Annotated in this window: 21 protein-coding genes; 15 read left to right on the top strand and 6 right to left on the bottom strand. The window is 71.4% G+C overall.

Going from position 1 to position 20,030, the window contains the following annotated elements:
* Positions 1–39: 39 nt before the first annotated feature.
* Positions 40–942, bottom strand: a complete 903-nt coding sequence (locus WFK95_RS16650; RefSeq protein ID WP_336671279.1) for a hypothetical protein — start codon at positions 940–942, stop codon at positions 40–42.
* Positions 943–1,049: 107 nt separating this feature from the next.
* Between WFK95_RS16650 and WFK95_RS16645 the strand changes: the two genes are divergently transcribed.
* The 9 genes from WFK95_RS16645 (at position 1,050) to WFK95_RS16605 (ending at position 9,272) form a co-directional block, all read left to right on the top strand.
* Positions 1,050–1,931 carry an ABC transporter ATP-binding protein gene (locus tag WFK95_RS16645; RefSeq protein WP_336671278.1) on the top strand — a complete coding sequence of 294 codons (882 nt, stop codon included), beginning with the start codon at positions 1,050–1,052 and terminating at the stop codon, positions 1,929–1,931.
* Positions 1,928–2,692: an ABC transporter permease gene (locus WFK95_RS16640; protein WP_336671277.1), complete on the top strand. Its 765-nt coding sequence runs from the start codon at positions 1,928–1,930 to the stop codon at positions 2,690–2,692. The genes WFK95_RS16645 and WFK95_RS16640 overlap by 4 nt, the downstream gene beginning before the upstream one ends.
* A 49-nt stretch (positions 2,693–2,741) precedes the next feature.
* Positions 2,742–3,134: a DUF5313 family protein gene (locus WFK95_RS16635; protein WP_224647330.1), complete on the top strand. Its 393-nt coding sequence runs from the start codon at positions 2,742–2,744 to the stop codon at positions 3,132–3,134.
* A 9-nt stretch (positions 3,135–3,143) separates the two neighbouring features.
* The gene (locus WFK95_RS16630; protein WP_224647329.1) at positions 3,144–4,022 is read left to right on the top strand and encodes a DNA-3-methyladenine glycosylase family protein; all 879 of its coding nucleotides are present in this window, start codon (positions 3,144–3,146) and stop codon (positions 4,020–4,022) included.
* Positions 4,023–4,364: 342 nt separating this feature from the next.
* Positions 4,365–4,739 (top strand): 30S ribosomal protein S12, encoded by a 375-nt coding sequence (gene rpsL / locus WFK95_RS16625; protein WP_224647328.1) that lies wholly within the window; start codon positions 4,365–4,367, stop codon positions 4,737–4,739.
* Positions 4,739–5,209, top strand: a complete 471-nt coding sequence (rpsG, locus tag WFK95_RS16620; protein WP_068522691.1) for a 30S ribosomal protein S7 — start codon at positions 4,739–4,741, stop codon at positions 5,207–5,209. The genes rpsL and rpsG overlap by 1 nt, the downstream gene beginning before the upstream one ends.
* A 129-nt stretch (positions 5,210–5,338) precedes the next feature.
* Entirely contained in the window at positions 5,339–7,444 is a 2,106-nt protein-coding gene (gene fusA, locus WFK95_RS16615) for an elongation factor G (RefSeq protein WP_224647327.1), read from the top strand.
* A gap of 122 nt (positions 7,445–7,566) precedes the next feature.
* Positions 7,567–8,757: an elongation factor Tu gene (gene tuf / locus WFK95_RS16610; protein ID WP_224647326.1), complete on the top strand. Its 1,191-nt coding sequence runs from the start codon at positions 7,567–7,569 to the stop codon at positions 8,755–8,757.
* A gap of 155 nt (positions 8,758–8,912) precedes the next feature.
* The gene (locus WFK95_RS16605) at positions 8,913–9,272 is read left to right on the top strand and encodes a DUF732 domain-containing protein (protein ID WP_224647325.1); all 360 of its coding nucleotides are present in this window, start codon (positions 8,913–8,915) and stop codon (positions 9,270–9,272) included.
* Between the two features lie 7 nt (positions 9,273–9,279).
* Here the strand turns inward: WFK95_RS16605 and WFK95_RS16600 are convergent, their stop codons facing one another.
* Complete coding sequence (locus WFK95_RS16600; RefSeq protein ID WP_336671276.1) at positions 9,280–10,137, bottom strand: hypothetical protein; 858 nt, start codon at positions 10,135–10,137, stop codon at positions 9,280–9,282.
* Positions 10,138–10,258: 121 nt separating this feature from the next.
* Here WFK95_RS16600 and WFK95_RS16595 point away from each other — a divergent pair, with 121 nt between their 5' ends.
* Complete coding sequence (locus WFK95_RS16595) at positions 10,259–11,074, top strand: SHOCT domain-containing protein (RefSeq protein ID WP_224647323.1); 816 nt, start codon at positions 10,259–10,261, stop codon at positions 11,072–11,074.
* 45 nt (positions 11,075–11,119) lie between these two features.
* Here WFK95_RS16595 and WFK95_RS16590 read toward each other — a convergent pair whose 3' ends face one another.
* Entirely contained in the window at positions 11,120–11,278 is a 159-nt protein-coding gene (locus tag WFK95_RS16590) for a DUF5302 domain-containing protein (protein WP_224647322.1), read from the bottom strand.
* Between the two features lie 99 nt (positions 11,279–11,377).
* Here WFK95_RS16590 and WFK95_RS16585 point away from each other — a divergent pair, with 99 nt between their 5' ends.
* Positions 11,378–12,196, top strand: a complete 819-nt coding sequence (locus WFK95_RS16585; RefSeq protein WP_336671275.1) for an SDR family oxidoreductase — start codon at positions 11,378–11,380, stop codon at positions 12,194–12,196.
* A gap of 1 nt (position 12,197) precedes the next feature.
* Here WFK95_RS16585 and WFK95_RS16580 read toward each other — a convergent pair whose 3' ends face one another.
* Both WFK95_RS16580 and WFK95_RS16575 read right to left on the bottom strand, forming a co-directional pair.
* Positions 12,198–13,313, bottom strand: coding sequence for an alcohol dehydrogenase catalytic domain-containing protein (locus WFK95_RS16580; protein WP_336671274.1), 1,116 nt, complete (start codon positions 13,311–13,313; stop codon positions 12,198–12,200).
* Complete coding sequence (locus tag WFK95_RS16575) at positions 13,313–14,335, bottom strand: ferredoxin--NADP reductase (RefSeq protein ID WP_336671273.1); 1,023 nt, start codon at positions 14,333–14,335, stop codon at positions 13,313–13,315. Before WFK95_RS16575 ends, WFK95_RS16580 begins: the two co-directional genes overlap by 1 nt.
* A gap of 122 nt (positions 14,336–14,457) precedes the next feature.
* Between WFK95_RS16575 and WFK95_RS16570 the strand changes: the two genes are divergently transcribed.
* Together WFK95_RS16570 and WFK95_RS16565 are read left to right on the top strand one after the other, a co-directional pair.
* Positions 14,458–15,210: a M50 family metallopeptidase gene (locus tag WFK95_RS16570; protein ID WP_224647315.1), complete on the top strand. Its 753-nt coding sequence runs from the start codon at positions 14,458–14,460 to the stop codon at positions 15,208–15,210.
* Positions 15,211–15,306: 96 nt separating this feature from the next.
* Positions 15,307–16,794 (top strand): flavin-containing monooxygenase, encoded by a 1,488-nt coding sequence (locus WFK95_RS16565; RefSeq protein WP_224647314.1) that lies wholly within the window; start codon positions 15,307–15,309, stop codon positions 16,792–16,794.
* Here the strand turns inward: WFK95_RS16565 and WFK95_RS16560 are convergent.
* On the bottom strand, positions 16,779–17,390 hold the full coding sequence (locus WFK95_RS16560) for an alpha/beta hydrolase family protein (protein WP_224647313.1): 612 nt from the start codon (positions 17,388–17,390) through the stop codon (positions 16,779–16,781). The genes WFK95_RS16565 and WFK95_RS16560 overlap by 16 nt on opposite strands.
* Positions 17,391–17,423: 33 nt before the next feature.
* On the opposite strand from WFK95_RS16560, the gene WFK95_RS16555 reads away from it, so the two are divergent.
* Positions 17,424–18,518, top strand: coding sequence for a CaiB/BaiF CoA transferase family protein (locus WFK95_RS16555; protein WP_224647312.1), 1,095 nt, complete (start codon positions 17,424–17,426; stop codon positions 18,516–18,518).
* Positions 18,519–18,640: 122 nt separating this feature from the next.
* Positions 18,641–20,026 carry a serine/threonine-protein kinase gene (locus tag WFK95_RS16550; RefSeq protein ID WP_304941281.1) on the top strand — a complete coding sequence of 462 codons (1,386 nt, stop codon included), beginning with the start codon at positions 18,641–18,643 and terminating at the stop codon, positions 20,024–20,026.
* Positions 20,027–20,030: the final 4 nt, after the last annotated feature.

The raw sequence follows: 20,030 nt of genomic DNA, 5'->3' as shown, positions 1-20,030 counted from the left end.
GGACCGGCCTCGCTCCCGTGACGTTCGGCGGGACTTAGCTCAGTCCCCGTCGTCGGTGGTCGTGGTGTCGCCGGACCCGGTCGCGTCGGTGGGCGTGGTGGCGTCGCCCGACCCGGGGGCGTCGACGGTGGCCGACGGGCTCTGCCCGGCGCCCGCGGCATCGTCGGGGCTCGTCGACCGCGCGCCCGCGCTCGTCGGCCCGCCGGTCGACGGCGTCGAGAGCGCCCGCTCCAGGATCCGCGCGTTCTCCGCCGCCACCGCGCCCGCGGCGTCCAGCCCGGCCTGCACCGCGGCGACGGGGTCGCCGGACTGCGCGAGCGTCGTCGCGGCGGAGTTCGCGGTCTGCGTCGCCCCGAGCAGCGAGAGCTCCGGGACGTAGAAGGCCGCGGCGAAGAAGGCGTTCGTCCCCTGCACCACCGCGGTCTCCGCCGGGCCCTGGGGCACCGGCGTGATGCCGAAGGCCGGAGGCGTCGTGAGCGGCGGCGGCGTCGGCGCAACCGGGGGCAGCGGCTGTTGCAGCGCCGCGTACAGATCGGTGCGCAGCGCCCCGACCGAGCCGGTGCCGCCCCCGATCCGCATCAGATCGAGCAGGCCGATGACCACGCCGTTCTGGAACCGCGGCACCACCTGATTGAGATCGTTGCCGATGATGCCGGTCATCGCCGCATCCGCGGGACCGGTCACCGCCGCCGCCCCCGCGCCGAGCGCGCGGAACGGGCCGCCCGCGGCCGCGGCGAGCGCCGCGCCCGGCGCGGCGACCACCCCTGCGGGCACCCCGATCGCGCCCTGCAGCGCGTACGGGCAGATCGCGGCGCAGTTCTCCAGTTGGTTCTGCGCGAACTCGCCGAGCAGCGCGCCCGGCGGCGGCGACGCCCCGAACGCAGGGGCGGCCGCGCACAGCGCCAGCGCCGCCGCGAGGGAGAGGGAGTGCCGCACACGCATGGCAGTGAATCTACTCCGTCTGTGATACGCATCACAGAGCGATCTCCACCCCGGCCTCCACCCGCGGGTGGATCCGATCGGCGCAGGTCGCGGGCATCGTCGACGGCATGACACCGGCACTGGAACTCAGATCCCTGACCAAGACCTACGCGACCCCGACGGGGGAGCGGGTCACTGCCGTCGACGGCGTCGACCTCACCGTCCGCCAGGGCGAGGTGGTCGCCTTCCTCGGCCCCAACGGCGCGGGCAAGAGCACCACCATCGACATGATCCTCGGCCTCATCACCCCGGACGCCGGCACCGCGACGCACACCGGCACCGTCGCCGCCGTGCAGCAGTCGGGCGGGCTCCTCCCCGCGCTCACGGTGCAGGACACCGTCGACCTGATCGCGTCGCTGCACCCCGGTTCCGATCCGGACGCCGCGATCGCCCGCGCCGGCCTCGACGACCTGCGGCGGCGCACCGTCGGGAAGTGTTCCGGTGGGCAGCAGCAGGCGCTGCGGTTCGCCCTGGCCCTGCTCGCCGAGCCCGACCTGCTCGTCCTCGACGAGCCCACCGCCGGCATGGACGTCGACGCCCGGCGCCGGTTCTGGGCCGCCGTCCGCGCCGACGCCGGCCGCGGCACGACGGTCCTGTGCGCCACCCACTACCTGGAGGAGGCGGACCAGTTCGCCGACCGGGTGGTCATGATCGCGGGCGGGCGGATCGTCGCCGACGGCGCCACCGCCGACGTCCGGGCCGCCGCCACCGGCCGGCGGGTCTCCGCGGTCCTCGGCCCCGACGGTGCCGCCGCCCTCGTCGCGGCCGTGCCCGGCCTCCGCGTGGCGGAGGTGCGCGGCGAGCGCACCGTCTTCGCCGTCGACGGCGACCCGCGCGCGTCCGACGACGCGCTCCGCTTCCTGCTCACCCGTACCGACGCCCGCGACGTGGAGACCCTCACGCACGGTCTCGAAGAGGCGTTCCTGCAGCTCACCGAGGAGAAGGCATGACCACCATCGCGACCTGGGGCCTGACGCCCCGCTTCCTGCTGCTCGACGTGCGGCGCCAGCTGCGCAACCGGCAGACCCTCATCATCACGACCGTCCTGCCGGTGGTGCTGTACCTGGCGCTGCACGCCCAGGCGGGGCCGGACGCGCGGTTCGCGCACGGCGACTTCGCCGCCTGGATGATGATCGGCCTCGCGCTCTACGGCTCCGCGGCGGCGGCCACGACGACCGCCGCCCAGGTCGCGGCGGAGCGCTCGACCGGCTGGGTGCGCACCCTGCGGCTCACGCCCCTGCGGCCGCCCGGCTACATCGCCTCGAAGGTGGTGAGCGCCCTGACCATGTCGGCGTTCCCCGTGATCGTGCTCGCGGCGCTGGCCGCGGTGACCGGCGCGCAGGCCGAGCCGCAGGTCTGGGTGCTCTCGCTGCTCCTCGCGTGGCTCGGCTCGGCGCTGTTCGGCGCGCTGGGGCTCGCCCTCGGGCTCGCGCTGCGGCCCGAGATCGTGATGCACGTGCCGGGGCTGCTGCTCACGGTGCTCGCCTTCGGCGGCAACGTCTTCTTCCCCCTCTCGGGCGGGATGCTGACCGCCGCGCAGCTCACGCCGATGTACGGGATCACCGCGCTCGCCCGCTACCCGCTGACCGGCGGCGAGATGCTCTCCGGCGGGCACGTCTCCCTGCTCGGGGCCGTGGTCAACGTGGTCGTGTGGTTCGCGGTCTTCGCGGGCGCCGCGGCCCTCGCATACCGGCGCAGCGGCGAGCGCTGAGCGGTTCGCCACGATTGTGAGCTGAATCACACCGGCGTAGCGTGGGGGCATGTCCACGACTACGCGAACCACACCGAACCTCCTCGAGCGGGTGAAGTACCTCATGGGGATGCGCCTGCCCGACTCCATGCGCGACTGGGTGGTCAACGACGCCACCGGCCCCGGCCACAACCGTCGCTTCTTCATCCGCGGGGCGCTGATGTTCGTGCCCTTCCTCGTCGTCGCCCTGCTGCTCCCGTCGCCGCTGTGGGTCAAGCTCGCCCTCGTCGCGATGATGGCCCTGCCGGCCATCGTCTTCGTCGGCGGCCTGCGCTCGATCTACCTGCAGGAACTGCTGGTCGACAACGGCATCGACCCGCACACCGAGAGCGGCAGCCAGCTCGCCGAGCACCGTCGCCGCGCGCAGGTCTACGAGGAGAAGTACCGGCACCGGGCGGCGTAACCTCGCCGGGTGACGGCAGAACGCTCATGGGCTCCGGGGTACTTCCTCGACCTGCACGGCACCGTCGGCGTGCTCCGCCGCGGCGCGGGCGATCCGGCCTACGCGCGCACGCCCGACGGTGCGCTGTGGCGGGCCGTGCACACCCCGGACGGGCCGGGGACGCTGCGCCTGCGCCTCGTCGACGGCACGGTGACGGCGCAGGCGTGGGGGAGCGGCGCGGACTGGCTCCTCGACCACGCCCCCGCGATGGTCGGCGCGGACGACGAGCCGTCGGCCCTGGTTCCGCGCCACGACGTCGTCGAGCGGGCGGTCGCGGCCTCGCCCGGACTGCGCCTGACCCGGTCGAACCGGGTCTGGGAGACGCTCGTCCCGACGGTGCTGGAGCAGAAGGTCGTGGGCGCGGAGGCGTGGCGGTCCTGGCGGTACCTGGTCCGACGGTTCGGCACGGTCGCCCCGGGGCCGACGGGCGGACCCGACCTGCGGGTGCCGCCGCCGCGCGCCGCCTGGGCTGCGATACCCGGCTGGGAGTGGCACCGCGCCGGCGTGGAACCCGTCCGGATGCGCACGATCATCGGGGCGAGTGCTGTGGAGGTCGAGCATCGGCCCGCGAAGCTCGGGGCCCTCCCCGGCATCGGGCCGTGGACCGTCGGCGACCTGCTGGGCCGGGCGTGCGGCGACCCGGACGCCGTGCCCGTCGGCGACTACCACCTGCCGCGGATCGTGGGAATAGCGCTCGCGGGCGAGGCGTTGGACGATCCCGGAATGCTCGACGTGCTCGAGCCCTATCGGGGTCAACGCGGGCGGGTGATCAGGCTGCTGGTCCGAGCGGGCGTCGACCGCGAACGCCGCGGGCCACGGGTGGCCGTGCGCGACTATCGTGGCCTGTAGGCAATGCATTTTGACCAGTGTGAGTTCAGGCGGGTAAGCTAGGTCGCCGTGCCTGGGTAACCAGGACTGTTCACACGTGTCCATGGCTAGGCCGGACCTCCGGAACCGCCCACGGATACGCGACACGCCCGACCTCGGGGTACGTGCGAGGCCGGTAGCTACTTCCCGGAAACGGGACTGACCAGCGGAAACGGCGAGAGTCGTTGAAGCGGGTGGGGCCGCGCTGCGGAAGTCGTTCTCCCCTTCGCGGGGGCGCGCGGCTTGCCCGGAGCTACAACCGCAGCAGCAGGAAGAGTCGACCGTGCGGTCGGCGACAGCCGAAACGAAGGAAACAGCGCTTCTATGCCAACTATCAACCAGCTGGTCCGCAAGGGCCGCCGGGACAAGGCCACCAAGACGAAGGTGGCCGCCCTCAAGGGCTCGCCGCAGCGTCGTGGCGTGTGCACCCGCGTCTACACCACGACCCCGAAGAAGCCGAACTCGGCTCTCCGTAAGGTCGCCCGCGTCCGCCTGACCACCTCGGTCGAGGTCACCGCGTACATCCCCGGCGAAGGCCACAACCTTCAGGAGCACTCGATGGTGCTCGTCCGCGGCGGTCGTGTGAAGGACCTCCCGGGTGTTCGCTACAAGATCATCCGTGGCTCGCTCGACACCCAGGGTGTCAAGAGCCGCAAGCAGGCCCGCAGCAAGTACGGCGCGAAGAAGGAGAAGGGCTGATGCCTCGTAAGGGACCGGCGCCCAAGCGCCCCGTCGTCAACGACCCCGTCTACGGCTCGCAGGTCGTCACGCAGCTCGTGAACAAGGTGCTCCTGGACGGCAAGAAGTCGACCGCCGAGCGCATCGTCTACGGCGCGCTCGAGGCCACCCGTGAGAAGACCGGCACCGATCCGGTTCTCACCCTCAAGAAGGCGCTCGACAACGTGCGCCCGTCGCTCGAGGTGAAGAGCCGCCGCGTCGGTGGCGCCACCTACCAGGTGCCGATCGAGGTGAAGGCCGGTCGCGCCAACACCCTGGCTCTGCGCTGGCTGGTGACCTTCACGCGGCAGCGTCGCGAGAAGACCATGGTCGAGCGTCTCGCCAACGAGATCCTCGACGCGAGCAACGGCCTGGGCGCTTCCGTGAAGCGTCGCGAGGACACCCACAAGATGGCCGAGGCCAACCGGGCGTTCGCGCACTACCGCTGGTGATCTGATCCCGCGGGCCGGCCCACCGGCCGGCCCGCGGGACACCGGAGAACCGCTGCCGCTACCGAGCTGCAGGTGCCGCTCCCGCGGCGGAGTTCCAACCATCCTTTAACGAGAACGAGGCTTACCACCGTGGCACAGGAAGTGCTTACCGACCTCACGAAGGTCCGCAACATCGGCATCATGGCGCATATCGATGCCGGTAAGACCACCACTACCGAGCGCATCCTCTTCTACACCGGTGTGAACTACAAGATCGGTGAGACCCACGACGGTGCCTCGACCACCGACTGGATGGAGCAGGAGAAGGAGCGTGGTATCACCATCACCTCCGCCGCCGTGACCTGCTTCTGGAACGGCAACCAGATCAACATCATCGACACCCCCGGGCACGTCGACTTCACCGTCGAGGTGGAGCGTTCGCTCCGCGTGCTCGACGGCGCCGTGGCCGTCTTCGACGGCAAGGAGGGCGTCGAGCCCCAGTCGGAGCAGGTCTGGCGTCAGGCCGAGAAGTACGACGTCCCGCGTATCTGCTTCGTCAACAAGATGGACAAGCTGGGCGCCGACTTCTACTTCACCGTGCGCACCATCGAGGAGCGCCTCGGCGCGAAGCCCCTCGTCCTGCAGCTGCCGATCGGCGCCGAGGATGCCTTCGACGGCGTCGTCGACCTCATCGAGCAGAAGGCCATCACCTGGCGCGGCGTCGTGCCGACCGGTGCTGAGCCGACCATCGAGGAGATCCCCGCCGATCTCGTCGACAAGGCCGCCGAGTACCGCGAGAAGCTGCTCGAGACCGTCGCCGAGTCCGACGAGGCTCTGATGGAGAAGTACTTCGCCGGCGAGGAGCTCTCGATCGAGGAGATCAAGGGCGCCATCCGCAAGCTCACCGTCTCGCGCGAGCTCTACCCCGTGCTGTGCGGCTCGGCGTTCAAGAACAAGGGCGTGCAGCCCATGCTCGACGCCGTGATCGACTACCTCCCCAGCCCGCTCGACGTCCCCTCCATCGAGGGTCACGCCGTGGGCGACGAGGAGAAGATCATCTCGCGCAAGCCCAGCAAGGACGAGCCCTTCTCGGCGCTCGCCTTCAAGATCGCCGCGCACCCCTTCTTCGGCAAGCTGACGTTCGTCCGCGTGTACTCGGGTCACATCGACTCGGGCACCGGCGTGCTCAACGCCACGAAGGGCAACAAGGAGCGCATCGGCAAGCTCTTCCAGATGCACGCCAACAAGGAGATGCCCGTCGAGGATGCGACCGCCGGTCACATCTACGCGATGATCGGTCTCAAGAACACCACCACCGGTGACACCCTGTGCGACCCGGCGAACCCCATCGTCCTCGAGTCGATGACGTTCCCGGACCCGGTCATCAACGTCTCGATCGAGCCGAAGACCAAGTCCGACCAGGAGAAGCTGGGCGTCGCGATCCAGAAGCTCGCCGAGGAGGATCCCACCTTCTCCGTCGAGCTCGACGATCAGACCGGCCAGACCGTCATCGGCGGCATGGGCGAGCTGCACCTCGACATCCTCGTCGACCGCATGCGTCGCGAGTTCAAGGTCGAGGCCAACGTCGGCAAGCCGCAGGTGGCGTACCGCGAGACGATCCGCAAGACCGTCGACAAGCACGAGTACACCCACAAGAAGCAGACGGGTGGCTCCGGCCAGTTCGCGCGCGTCATCATCAAGCTCGAGCCGCTCACCGAGGCCGAGGACGGCGTCACCTACGAGTTCGTGAACGCCGTCACCGGTGGTCGCGTGCCGAAGGAGTACATCCCCTCGGTCGACGCCGGTGCGCAGGACGCGCTGCAGTACGGCGTGCTCGCGGGCTACCCGATGGTCAACGTCAAGGTGTCGCTGCTCGACGGCGCGTACCACGACGTCGACTCGTCCGAGATGGCGTTCAAGATCGCCGGCGCGCAGGCCTTCAAGGAGGCCGCGCGCATGGCCGGTCCCGTCATCCTCGAGCCCATCATGGCTGTCGAGGTCACGACCCCCGAGGATTACATGGGTGACGTGATCGGCGACCTCAACTCCCGCCGTGGCCAGATCCAGGCCATGGAGGAACGCAGTGGTGCCCGTGTCGTCAAGGCGCAGGTCCCGCTGTCGGAGATGTTCGGCTACATCGGCGACCTCCGGTCGCGGACCCAGGGCCGGGCTAACTACTCCATGGTCTTCGACTCGTACGCCGAGGTTCCGGCGAACGTGGCGAAGGAGATCATCGCGAAGGTGAACGGGGAGTAATTCTCCCCGCTCTCCGGAGCGTGACGCCACAGAACAATTCCGCGGCGTCGAACAACTGAAGTAAATACACCCGCTTGTGGGGCAACCGGCCTCTCAAGCACCTACGTCCAGGAGGACATCAAGTGGCGAAGGCGAAGTTCGAGCGGACGAAGCCGCACGTGAACATCGGCACCATCGGTCACGTCGACCACGGCAAGACCACCCTGACGGCTGCCATCACCAAGGTTCTGGCCGAGAAGTACCCGGACCTGAACGAGGCCTCGGCCTTCGATCAGATCGACAAGGCGCCGGAGGAGAAGGCTCGTGGTATCACGATCAACATCTCCCACGTCGAGTACCAGACGGAGAAGCGTCACTACGCTCACGTCGACGCTCCCGGTCACGCCGACTACATCAAGAACATGATCACCGGTGCGGCCCAGATGGACGGCGCGATCCTGGTCGTGGCCGCCACCGACGGCCCGATGCCCCAGACGCGTGAGCACGTGCTGCTCGCCCGCCAGGTCGGCGTGCCCTACATCCTGGTCGCCCTGAACAAGTGCGACATGGTCGACGACGAGGAGATCCTCGAGCTCGTCGAGATGGAGGTCCGCGAGCTGCTGGGTTCGCAGGAGTTCGACGAGGACGCCCCCGTCGTCCGCGTTTCGGGCTACCAGGCGCTGCAGGGCGACCCCAAGTGGACCGAGTCGATCCTCGAGCTGATGAACGCGGTCGACACCGCGATCCCGGATCCCGAGCGTGAGACCGACAAGCCCTTCCTCATGCCCGTCGAGGACGTCTTCACGATCACCGGTCGTGGCACCGTCGTCACCGGTCGTGTCGAGCGCGGCATCGTCAACGTCAACGAGGAGGTCGAGATCGTCGGCATCCGCGAGAAGTCGACGAAGACCACCGTCACCGGCATCGAGATGTTCCGCAAGCTGCTGGACTCGGGCCAGGCGGGCGACAACGTCGGCCTGCTGGTCCGTGGCCTCAAGCGTGAGGACGTCGAGCGCGGCCAGGTCGTCGTGAAGCCCGGCACCACCACTCCCCACAAGGAGTTCGAGGGCCAGGCGTACATCCTGTCGAAGGACGAGGGCGGCCGCCACACCCCGTTCTTCAACAACTACCGCCCGCAGTTCTACTTCCGTACCACGGACGTGACCGGCGTCGTGACCCTCCCCGAGGGCACCGAGATGGTCATGCCCGGCGACAACACCGAGATGAGCGTCAAGCTCATCCAGCCGGTCGCCATGGACGAGGGCCTGCGCTTCGCGATCCGCGAGGGTGGCCGCACCGTCGGTGCCGGCCGCGTCACCAAGATCATCGCCTGATCTTCGGTAACCAGCCGTGAACGGCGCCTCTCCCTTCGGGGAGGGGCGCCGTTCCGCGTTTCCGGGCTTCTCGGGTTCGCGCCCCGGCGTTCGCGCGATCGGCGATAATCGCCACGACACGTGGGCCGGGCCCACCGGAGGCGAGGAGCGAGACGATGCCGAAGCTGATGAGGGCGGTGGCGGCCGCGGCCGTGGCGCTGGGGTGCGCCGCGCTGGTGCAGGCGCCCGCGCAGGCCGACGGCCGGCTCGACGAGGGCCGGTTCGTCGTGGCCTCGAAGAACCTCCACGACTTCACCAAGCCGTTCGGCGATCGGACCACCGACGCCCAGATGGTCCGGTTCGGCTACCGGGCGTGCGCCGCGCTCGACCGGAACCCGGGGAGCACCGCCGGGGCGACGCGCGCGCTCTACAACGACGAGCGGGCGTACCCGCTGTGGGAGCGGCAGCAGCTCGTCTTCTACGCGGCGCAGTACCTGTGCGTCCGCCACTGGGACCGGTACAAGACGTACCCCTGATGGCCGCTCAGCGCGCCAGGTAGCGCGCGAAGGTCCAGCCGTAGATCGCGGACTCCAGGTCGTGCCGGGCCGCGGCGATCGTGACCTCCACCAGCGCGCGCTCGACGAGCCGGGACCGGAGCGCCGCACCGTCGGGCGGGCCGCCGCCGGCGGTCAGCGACCGCGGCGGGGTGCGCGCCAGGTTCAGCGCATCGGCGAGGGCGTCCTGGTCGAGCAGCAGCTGATCGCCCACCGCCGCGGGCACGTCCCGGCCGGCGGCGAGGTACCGTCGCGCCTCCGCGCGGGCCTCGTCGACGCCGATCGCGTACTCGGGCTCGACGGTGATCCGCCCCAGGTCGCGGAGGAGGGCGCGGGCCTGGCGATCGGCCTCGTCGGGGTGCAGGGTGCGGATGTGCGCGACGCGGGCGGGGGAGGCGACGGCCTCGAAGCGCGTGACCCGGTACGGCAGTACCTGCCCGGGATGGCGCTCGCCGACGAGCTTCCACGGGCCGTTCGGGATGTGGTGCGCCCGGCTGGGGTGGGTGGTGGCGACCGCGTGGATCGTGTAGCCCTCGGCCTCCGCGAACTCCACCAGCTGCCGCACGGGATCGTCGACGGTGGCCCACGCGGCCGCCGTGGGGACGTTCCACAGCACGCGCACGCCCGCGGGGACGATGGTGCCGAACGGCAGCCAGCCGGCGTCGGTGGTGGTCACGACGAGCAGCGGCTCGGGCCCGCGGGTGAGGTAGGCGGCGGCCCAGTTCAGGCCCGACTCCGGCAGGTGCGGACCGCCCCGGAGCGAGCCGAGGATCGACCCGATGACGGCTCGGACCTGATGGACGGCAGGGTTTTCCGGCGGCACGCCCTCGGGTACCGGGCGGCGCACGATCGGTACGGGGATCAGTAGCGGAAGGTCGATGACACCCTCCTCGTGCGACCGTCGTAGTGCGATCGCAAGTCTATCGGATGCCCTGTGGGGTCGCCCGACGCGTCCGTACCCTGCATCCATGGACACAGCACGCGCCGATCGCGGCTTCGTCGGCACGTTCCTCCGGACCCTCGCCTTCGTGATGCTGTGCGGGATCGTCGGGCCGATCTTCCTGGTGCTGTACTTCGTGATCGGCGACCGGTCGCTGCAGTGGATGTTCTGGACCGGCGCGGCGATCACGGTGCTCAACGTGCTCATCGCCTTCGCCATCGCGTACGGCGCGGACAACCGGCGCGAGAAGATCGCCCGCATGATGGCGACGGGCCGGATGGCCCTCGCCGACCTCACGTCGGTCGAACAGACCACCGTCGAGATCAACGGGCAGCCCCTGATGAAGCTCGGCCTGCGGATCCACGGCGACGGGGTGCCGACGTTCGACGCGCAGATCCGCAAGACGGTGCCGATCGTGGCGCAGGGGCTGCTGCACCGCCGCGTGCTCGCGGTCGTCGTCGACCCCGCGACGCGGGAGTTCGAGATCGACTGGCAGGCGTCGGCGCTGGTGGCGGGTTCGGTGCCGGCGCAGTTCTCGTCGGCGGAGGACGGCCGGACCTACGACCTCAGCGGGCAGCCCGGCCCCCTGATCGCGATCCTGGAGGTCCTCCGCCGGCACGGGATCGCGACGGACGGCACCGTCGACCTGCGGAACGGCGATCCGTACCTCCGGCAGGAGGTGATGGCGATCGTCCGGCAGTACGGGCGGCAGCCGGGCGCGGCGGCCACCGACGGGAGGTCGCTCACCGAGCGGCTGGACGAGCTGGACGCGCTGCGGGCGGCCGGGCGGATCAGCGAGCGCGAGTACGGGGAGGCCCGGCGGCGGCTGCTGGGAACGACGTAGGCCCGGCGATCCCTGTCGGGTTCGCCGGGCCGTCGCGCGGTTCCGCTATCCGCTCTTGCGACGGAACTGCTGCTGGTGGCTCTCCGACCCGTGCGGGGTCGCGGGCTTCGCGGACCCGTCCAGGTGGGCGGAACCCTTGCGGTTCGACGCGTTCTTGCGTTCGAGTGCTTCCTTGAACTTGTCGGCGATACCGTCGTCGGTCATGGGGTCTCCTCTGGTCGGCGTGCGTTCACGCTAAACCGGACCGGGGCGGATGTCATCCGATTTGCCGCGAATCCGTTCGCAGGGGGAAGGATGGGGGATATGAGCATGTACGTGGTGACGGGTGCGGCGTCGGGTCTCGGCGCGGCGACGGCGGAGCGGCTGCACGCCGCCGGGCACGGCGTGATCGGCGTCGACCTGCGCGGGACCGACGTCGAGGCCGATCTCGGGACGCCCGGGGGCCGGTTCGAGGCCGTCGCGCGGATCGGCGAGCTGGTGGGCTCCGCGCCGCTCGCCGGCTTCGCCGCGTTCGCCGGGCTGGGGCCGGCCGCGGGCCGCTCGGGCGCGTCGGTCGTCGCGGTGAACTACTTCGGGGCGGTCGACCTGCTGGTGGGGCTGCGGCCCCTGCTCGCCCGCGGGCCGTCGGCGGCGCTGCTGGTGAGCTCGAACTCCACGACCACGCAGCCGGGCTGGCCGCTGCAGCTGGCCGAGATGTGCCTCGACGGCGACGAGCACGCCGCTTCCGACCTCGCCGACTCCTACGGCGAGTACGCCTCGATCCTGGCCTACCCGGCGACGAAGGCCGCGCTGGCCTACTACGTGCGTACGCACGCCGCCGAGTACGTGCGGCAGGGCATCCGGCTCAACGCCATCGCGCCGGGGCTCATCGATACCCCGATGACGCAGGCCGGGCGCGCCGACCCGCAGCTCGGCGCCGCGATGGACGCCTTCCTCGAGCTGATCCCCGCCGGCCGCGCCGGGAAGCCGGAGGAGATCGCCGCGCTCGCGCAGTTCCTGCTCGGCCCCGAGTCCGGGTACTGCGTCGGCTCCGTCGTCTTCGCCGACGGTGGCCTCGACGCCCAGCAGCGCCCGACGGACTGGCCGCGGCCCGCGTCGCCTCCGGAGGCGCCCGAGGCGTAGGTCAGAAGCGGATCACCTGGCGGACGGCGGCGCCGTCGGCCAGGGAGTCCATACCCTCGTTGATCTGCTCCAGCGTGATGACGCCGCTGATCAGCTTCTCGACCGGCAGGCGGCCGGCGCGCCACATCTCGACGTACCGCGGGATGTCGCGCTGCGGGACGGCGGAGCCGAGGTAACTGCCGATGATGGTGCGGGCCTCGGCGGTGAGCACGAGCGGGCTGATCTCGGACCGCGCAGCGGGATTCGGCAGCCCGACGGTCACTGTCCGGCCGCCGACGGCGGTCGCCGCCACCGCGGATTCGAAGGCCTTCGGGTGGCCCGCCGCCTCGATCACGACCGGCGCGCGCACGCCGGCCTCGGCGAGTTCCGCAGGGGTGTAGGCGGCGTCGGCGCCGAGGGCGCGCACCTGCTCCAGCTTTGCGGGCTGCGCGTCGACGCCGATCACGCGGCCGACGGCACCGTCGGCCTGCAGGGACAGGGCGGTGAGGACGGCGGCCATGCCGACCCCGCCCAGGCCGACGACGATCACGTCGTCGCCGTTCGACGGTGCGCCGGCGTTGAGCACCGCACCGCCGCCGGTGAGCACGGCGCAGCCGAGGACGGCCGCGATCTCCGGCGGCACATCGGCATCCACGCGGGTGACGGAGCGGGCGTCCACCACGGTGTGCGTCGCGAAGCCGGACACCCCGAGGTGGTGGTGCACCTCCGCGCCGTCGCGCGACAGTCGCCGGCCGCCGCCCAGCAGCTCGCCGGCGTTGTTGGCGACGCTGCCCGGCGTGCACGGAAGCTGGCCGTCGGTGCGGCAATTGGCGCACTCGCCGCAGCGGGGGAGGAAGGCCATGACCACGCGGTCGCCGACCGCGACGCCCTCGGTGCCGGGCCCCAGCGCCTCGACGATGCCCGCGGCCTCGTGGCCCAGCAGCATCGGCACGGGGCGGACGCGGTTGCCGTCGACCACCGACAGATCCGAATGGCACAGGCCCGCGGCCTCGATGCGGACCAGGAGTTCGCCGGGGCCCGGCGGCGCGAGCTCGAGCTCGCCCACCGAGATCGGCTGCGACCGCGCGTACGGACGCGCGCGCCCGATCTCCTCCAGCACCGCTCCGCGGATCCGCATCAGTACTCGACCTCCAACTCCGGCGACGTCGGCTTCGCCTGGCACCCCAGAATGTAGCCGTCCTCGGCGTCGTCGGGGTCGAGTCCGTCGGTCACCGCCATCGCGACGGTGCCCTTCGTCAGCTTGCACAGGCACGTGGCGCACTCGCCCGATTGGCAGGAGTACGGCACGTCGTGGCCGTTGTTGATGAGCACGTCCACCAGCGACTCGCCCTCCGGCCACGGCACGGTGAAGCTCGCGCCCAGGTTGTGGACGGTGACCTGCGGCGAGTCCGCGGTGACCTCCACCTCGTGGGGCACGATGTCGGCGAAGGCGTCGCCGGTGAGCGAGGCGTAGATCTCCTGGTGCACCTGCTCGCGCGGGGTGCCGATCACCCTGGCGGCCTCCTTGCAGGCGGCCATGAACTCGTCGCGGCCGCACAGGTAGGTCGCGCGCGAGTGGTACGGCGTGAGCAGCGCGGACAGCATGTCGGCCTCGGGGATGCCCCGCTCTGACTCCATCCACCAGATCACCGTGAGCCGTTCGTGTTCCGCCTCCAGTCGCGCGATCTCCGCGCGGAAGATCGTGGCCTCCGGGTCGGCGTTGGCGTACAGCAGCGTGACCGGCTGCGTGCCGGCCTTGAGTGCGGCCGCCAGGATCGACATGATCGGCGTGATGCCGCTGCCCGCCGCGAGCAGCAGCAGCGGCACGTCGAGGCTCTCCGGCACGAAGACGCCCGACGGCGGCAGGACCTCGAGCTCGTCGCCCGCGGTGACGTTGTCGCAGAGCCAGTTCGAGGCGTACCCGTCGACGGTCCGCTTGACGGTCACGCCGGGCTTCGCGTCGTCGAACGGGGAGGTGTACAGCGAGTAGGAGCGGGCGACGGACCCCGTGCGCTCCGACGGGACCCGGACGGTGACGAACTGGCCCGGCCGGTAGTCCCACTCCGCATCGAAGACGAAGGACTTCGCGAGCGCCGTCTCGTCGATCACCTCGGTCACGGTGACGATCTGGCTGCGGCTCGAATGGGGGGTGAGGCTCATGCGTCCAGGTTATCGGCCGAGCGTGCGGTGGATTCTGCCCGCCCAGCGGGCACTATCGACCGCACGGGCCGGGAGAGTGCGGACTCAGCGTTCCCACAGCGGCCGTGACTACCGTGCACCGGGTGGATCCCGCCCTTCCCGACGCCCTCGCCCACGCCTGGGACCGCGTCGTCGCCGACGTGGCCGACCGCCAGCCCGCGCCGAGCGCCGCCGTCCTGGTGGGCACGGCCGTCGCGGCCCTCGTCCTGGTCCTGTGGCGGCCCGCGTGGCGCCGGGCCCGGCACGTGGTGACCATCGCCCACGAGGGCGGCCACGCCGTGACCGCCGTGCTCTGCGGACGCCGGCTCAGCGGCGTCCGCCTGCACTCCGACACCTCCGGGCTCACCGTCTCCCGCGGGCGACCCCGCGGGCCCGGCATGGTCACCACGTTCGCGGCCGGCTACCCGGCGCCGACGGTGATCGGCCTGGTCGCCGCCGTCTTGCTCTCCCGCGGCTACGCCCTGGCCGCGCTGTGGGCCGCGGTGCTCCTGCTGGCGCTGCTGCTCCTGCAGATCCGCAACTTCTTCGGCCTGTACGTGGTGCTCCTCGCCGCCGCGGTCGTGGTCGCCGTCTCCTGGTGGGCGGCCCCGGACGCGAAGGTCGCGCTGGCCCACGTGGGTACCTGGTTCCTCCTCTTCGGGGCGCCGCGCGCTGTCGCCGAGCTGCAGTCCCTGCGCCGTCGCGGGCGGGGCCAGGAGAGCGACGCCGACCAGCTGGCCCGGCTGACCAGGATCCCCGGCGGCGTGTGGGTGGCGCTGTTCGCGGCGACGACCGTCGGGGGAGCGGTGCTGGGCGTCGTGCTGCTGGCCGCGCGGGCGGGCGCGACTCCGCCCTGAGTAGGAGGCGGCGGGATGCGCCCGGTTCTACACTGACGTAGATTTCAACTGACATTCCGTTCACAAAAAGGGCAGTGGACGATGGAGGGACTGGACATGACGCACGACGTGATCATCGTCGGCGCGGGGTTCGGCGGCATGGGTGCCGCGATCGAACTCCTCGGCCGCGGTCGCAACGACATCCTCATCCTCGAGCGCGAGGAGGACCTGGGCGGGACGTGGCACGTCAACCACTACCCGGGCCTCGCGGTCGACATCGCCTCGGTGACCTACTCGTACTCCTTCGAGCCCAACCCGAACTGGTCGCGGCTGTACGCGCCCGGCTCCGAGCTCAAGGCCTACGCGAGCCGGGTCGCCGACAAGTACGGGCTGCGGCCGCTGATGCGCTTCGGCGTCGACGTCACCGGCGCCGTCTGGGATCCGCAGGCCGCCGAGTGGGAGGTCACCGTCGTCCGCGACGGCGGCCTCGAACAGAAGCTCCGCACCCGCTACCTCATCACCGCGACCGGCTTCCTCAGCCAGCCCAAGCTCCCCGACATCGAGGGCATCGACGACTTCGCCGGCACCGTCATCCACAGCGCGAAGTGGGACGACGACGCCGACCTCGCCGGGCAGCGGATCGGGATCATCGGCACCGGCGCGACCGGCGTGCAGCTGGTCCCGGAGCTGGCGAAGGTCGCCGGGCACCTCACCGTCTTCCAGCGCACCCCGATCTGGGTGGTGCCCAAGGTCGACTTCGACGTCCCCGGCCCGGTGAAGGCCCTGTTCGGCCGCCTGCCCGTGACGCAGCGCGCGGCGCGGCTCGCGAACTCGACGGCGCTCGAGGTGCTCAGCACCGTCGGCGTGCTCAACTACAAGTACGGGCACCGCTTCAACGACATCGCGGCGCTGCTCGCCAAGGCGCACCTGCGCGCGCAGGTCCCGGACCCGGAGACGCGGGCGGCGCTCACCCCGTCGTACTCCTTCGGCTGCAAGCGGCCCACCTTCTCCAACACCTACTTCCCGTCCTTCAGCCGCGACAACGTGACCCTCGAGGCCTCGTCCATCGCCCGGGTGCTGCCGCACGGCATCGAGATGGCCGACGGCACCGTCCACGAGCTCGACACCCTCGTGCTCGCCACGGGGTTCTCGCTGTGGGAGAAGAACTTCCCCGCGATCGACGTGACCGGCCGGGACGGGCGGAACCTCGGCGAGTTCTGGCGCGAGGGGCGCTTCCAGGCCTACGAGGGCATGGCGGTGCCGAAGTTCCCCAACTTCTTCAGCCTGCACAGCCCGTACAGCTACACGGGCCTGAGCTACTTCTGGACCATCGAGGCGCAGATGGTGCACCTGCGCCGCGTCTTCGACGAGATCGACCGGACCGGCGCGCGCACCGTCGAGGTGACGGAGCAGGCGAACGCGAAGTTCCTGGAGACGATGTCGTCGCGGCTGGGGCGGTCCGTCTTCCAGCTGGGCGCGTGCGAGGGCAGCCGCAGTTACTACTTCGACCCGCACGGCGAGGCGACGCTGCTGCGGCCGAGCTCAGTGATCGGCGCCCGCCGCGACGCCCGCACCTTCCCGATCGAGGACTACGCCTTCGCCTGATCCAGCAGCGCGATCACGGCGTCGGCGGCCTTCGCCGGTGCGCCGGACTTCGCGGGCGCCAGGTCGTGCGCGGCCGCGACCTCGACGGTGGTGGTGGGGCCCGCGATGAGCGCCGCGGCCTCCGCCATCTCCTCCGGCGAGGCGAAGGGGTCGCGCCGGCCGTGCACCAGCACCGTCGGGACGGCGATGTCCGGCAGGTGCGCCGTGCGGGCCTTCTCCGGCCGCCCGGGCGGGTGCAGCGGGTAGGACAGGAGGAGAAGGCCGTCGGGCCGCTCCGGTCCCTCCGCGACGGCCATCGACGCCATCCGCCCGCCGTAGCTGTGCCCGCCCCACAGGATCGGGCCGTCCAGCTCCAGGAGCCGGGCGGTCTCCGCGAACGAGGCCCGGTCGGCCGCCTGGCCCGACGGTGACGGCGGCCCCTTCGGCCGCAGCCGCCGGAACGGGAGGTCGATGCGGACGGTGCGCACACCGCGCTGCGCGAGTTCCTCGCCGAGCAGCCGCAGCATCGCCTGGTCGCGGTTGCCGCCCGCGCCGTGCGCGAGCACGAGATTCGCTCGCACGTCACCGTCGGGGTCGTGAATCGAGAGCCAGGTCACCCGCCCAGCCTACGGGCAAGTTAACGTGCATTCATGACTGATTCGAAGCAGGGTCCCCTCGCGGGACTGAAGGTGGTCGAGTTCGCAGGTCTCGGCCCCGCCCCGCACGCCGCGATGCTCCTCGCCGACCAGGGCGCCGACGTCGTCTCGGTGCAGCGCCCCGGCATCGGCGTGAACGGCATCACGGGCACGCCATCGGGCGTCAAGCGCGGCCGCACCATCGTCGAGGCCGACCTGAAGAACCCCGCCGACATCGCCACCATCCTCGAGCTCATCGACCGCGCGGACGTGATCGTCGAGGGCTTCCGCCCCGGCGTCATGGAGCGCCTGGGCCTCGGCCCCGACGTGGTGCTCGAGCGCAACCCCCGCATCGTCTTCGCCCGGATGACCGGCTGGGGCCAGGACGGCCCGTTCGCGCAGCGCGCCGGCCACGACATGAACTACATCTCCCTCACCGGCCTGCTGCACGCCATCGGCCGCAAGGGCGAGCGTCCCGTGCCGCCGCTCAACCTCGTCGGCGACTTCGCCGGCGGCTCGATGTTCCTCGTCTTCGGCGTGCTCGCGGCGCTCTACGAGCGCAACACGTCCGGCAAGGGGCAGGTCATCGACGTCGCCATGGTCGACGGTGCCTCCCTCATCGGGCAGATGCAGTGGGACTTCCGGGGCCAGGGCATCTGGAGCGACGAGCGCGGCGTGAACACCCTCGACGGCGGCGCGCCCTTCTACGACACCTACGAGACCTCCGACGGCAAGTACGTCTCCGTCGGCGCGATCGAGCCGCAGTTCTTCGCCGAGCTGCTCGACAAGCTGGGCCTCAAGCAGGAGGACCTGCCCTACCAGCTCGATCAGGCCCGCTGGCCCGAGCTGCGCGCCGCTCTGGAGGCCGCGCTGAAGACGAAGACCCGCGACGAATGGGCCGAGGTCTTCTTCGACTCCGACGCCTGCGTCGCGCCGATCCTCACCTTCGAGGAGGCCTCGAAGCACCCGCACATGGCCGCCCGGCAGAACCTGCAGGAGGTCGGGGGAGCGATGGCCCCGATGCCCGCGCCGCGCTTCTCGCGCACGCCCGCCGCGACGCCCGAGGCGCCGAACCCCGAGGCCGTCGACCCGGCGACGCTCTGGCGCTGATCCCGGCTTCCGAAACCGGCGGAAATCGCGGCCGCGCCGCGCTATTCGCGGCGTGATCGCAAATAACGCCGGTTTCGGGAGGTATGCCGGAAGCCGTCGGCGGTGGCCGCTAGGATTCGCGCATGTCGATGCAGGCCGGTGCAGAATTCGCCGGGTTCCGGGTGGTCCGCCGGTTGGGCGCGGGTGGCATGGGCGAGGTCTACCTCGTCGCGCACCCGCGGCTGCCCCGCGAGGAGGCGCTGAAGATCCTCCCGCAGGACCTCTCCACGGACGAGTCCTACCGCGTGCGGTTCAACCGCGAGGCGGACCTGGCGGCCACGCTGTTCCACCCGAACATCGTGGGCGTGCACGACCGCGGCGAGGCCGACGGCAAGCTGTGGTTGTCGATGGACTACGTCGCCGGCGTCGACCTCGACGCCCTGCTCCGCGACCGGCACCCGCGTGGGCTGCCCGTCGCCGACGTGGTCTCCGTCATCACCCAGGTCGCCTCCGCGCTCGACCACGCCCACGGCAAGGGCCTGATCCACCGCGACGTGAAGCCCGCGAACATCCTGCTCGCCGAGTCGGGCGCCGACGCGGGCGGCCGCGTCCTGCTCGCCGACTTCGGCATCGCCCGCCGCATGGACGACGACGCCGGCCTCACGGCCACGAACACCGCGGTGGGCACGGTGACCTACGCGGCGCCGGAGCAGCTGGCCGACGAGGCCGTCGACGGCCGCACCGACCAGTACGCCCTCGCCGCGACGGCGCTGACCCTGCTCACGGGCCGCAGCCCCTTCGCCGGCACCACGCCGGGCGCGGTGATCAGCCGGAAGATGCGCGGCGAGGTCCCGCGCGCCGCCGACACCGATCCGCGCCTCGCGCCGCTCGACCGGGCGCTGTCCACGGGCATGGCCGCCGACCCGGCCCGGCGGTTCCGCACCTGCGCCGACTTCGCCCGTGCCCTCGAGGCCGAGGCAGCGTACCTGGGCTCGGGCCCGGTGCCGCCCGCGACGCCGCAGCCGACGCGGGCGCAGACCCCGCCGCCGGCCCCGCAGACTCTGCACACCCCGCCGCCGTACGGGCAGGCACCGGCGCCCGCGCCGTACGGGCAGGCGTCGATGCCGGGTCCCGCGGTCGCGCAGCCGGGGCCGGGACCCGGGCCCTACGGCTCGCAGCCCTCGTTCCCGGCGTTCGGTGCCGCGCCCGCCCCGGCGAAGCTGCCCTGGCAGGCGATCATCGCCGCGATCGTCCTCATCCTGTGCGGGATCTTCGGCGTGCTGCTCGGGATCTCGGGATTCGCGGACCCGGAGATCGGCGTGCCGCTGGGCGTGCTCTGGGTGGTGAGTTCCCTCGCGGGCCTGGTCGGCGCCGGCCTGCTCTTCGCGAAGCGGACGCGCACGGCGCTGATCGTCGCGACCGCGTCGGCGGTGATCCTCGGCGCCACGTGCTCGGGCCTCATCGCGACCGTGCTGGTCCCGATCCTGCTGTGGGCGCCGAAACCTGTCCGGGCCTGGTACAGCGAGTAGCGCG

Origin of the sequence: Tsukamurella sp. USMM236, from assembly GCF_037148755.1 — a bacterium.
Lineage (GTDB): Bacteria > Actinomycetota > Actinomycetes > Mycobacteriales > Mycobacteriaceae > Tsukamurella.
Note: the sequence above shows the minus strand (reverse complement) of the source record. Positions and strands in the feature narration are given on the sequence as shown.

Coding starts and splice junctions, on each gene's coding strand:
- WFK95_RS16565 (WP_224647314.1), top strand. CDS start 15,307: ATGACGCACGACGTGATCATCGTCGGCGCGGGGTTCGGCGGCATGGGT.
- WFK95_RS16575 (WP_336671273.1), bottom strand. CDS start 14,335: ATGAGCCTCACCCCCCATTCGAGCCGCAGCCAGATCGTCACCGTGACC.
- rpsL (WP_224647328.1), top strand. CDS start 4,365: ATGCCAACTATCAACCAGCTGGTCCGCAAGGGCCGCCGGGACAAGGCC.
- WFK95_RS16635 (WP_224647330.1), top strand. CDS start 2,742: ATGTCCACGACTACGCGAACCACACCGAACCTCCTCGAGCGGGTGAAG.
- WFK95_RS16590 (WP_224647322.1), bottom strand. CDS start 11,278: ATGACCGACGACGGTATCGCCGACAAGTTCAAGGAAGCACTCGAACGC.
- WFK95_RS16595 (WP_224647323.1), top strand. CDS start 10,259: ATGGACACAGCACGCGCCGATCGCGGCTTCGTCGGCACGTTCCTCCGG.
- WFK95_RS16555 (WP_224647312.1), top strand. CDS start 17,424: ATGACTGATTCGAAGCAGGGTCCCCTCGCGGGACTGAAGGTGGTCGAG.
- WFK95_RS16550 (WP_304941281.1), top strand. CDS start 18,641: ATGTCGATGCAGGCCGGTGCAGAATTCGCCGGGTTCCGGGTGGTCCGC.
- WFK95_RS16580 (WP_336671274.1), bottom strand. CDS start 13,313: ATGCGGATCCGCGGAGCGGTGCTGGAGGAGATCGGGCGCGCGCGTCCG.
- WFK95_RS16645 (WP_336671278.1), top strand. CDS start 1,050: ATGACACCGGCACTGGAACTCAGATCCCTGACCAAGACCTACGCGACC.
- WFK95_RS16650 (WP_336671279.1), bottom strand. CDS start 942: ATGCGTGTGCGGCACTCCCTCTCCCTCGCGGCGGCGCTGGCGCTGTGC.
- WFK95_RS16585 (WP_336671275.1), top strand. CDS start 11,378: ATGAGCATGTACGTGGTGACGGGTGCGGCGTCGGGTCTCGGCGCGGCG.
- WFK95_RS16640 (WP_336671277.1), top strand. CDS start 1,928: ATGACCACCATCGCGACCTGGGGCCTGACGCCCCGCTTCCTGCTGCTC.
- WFK95_RS16605 (WP_224647325.1), top strand. CDS start 8,913: ATGCCGAAGCTGATGAGGGCGGTGGCGGCCGCGGCCGTGGCGCTGGGG.
- rpsG (WP_068522691.1), top strand. CDS start 4,739: ATGCCTCGTAAGGGACCGGCGCCCAAGCGCCCCGTCGTCAACGACCCC.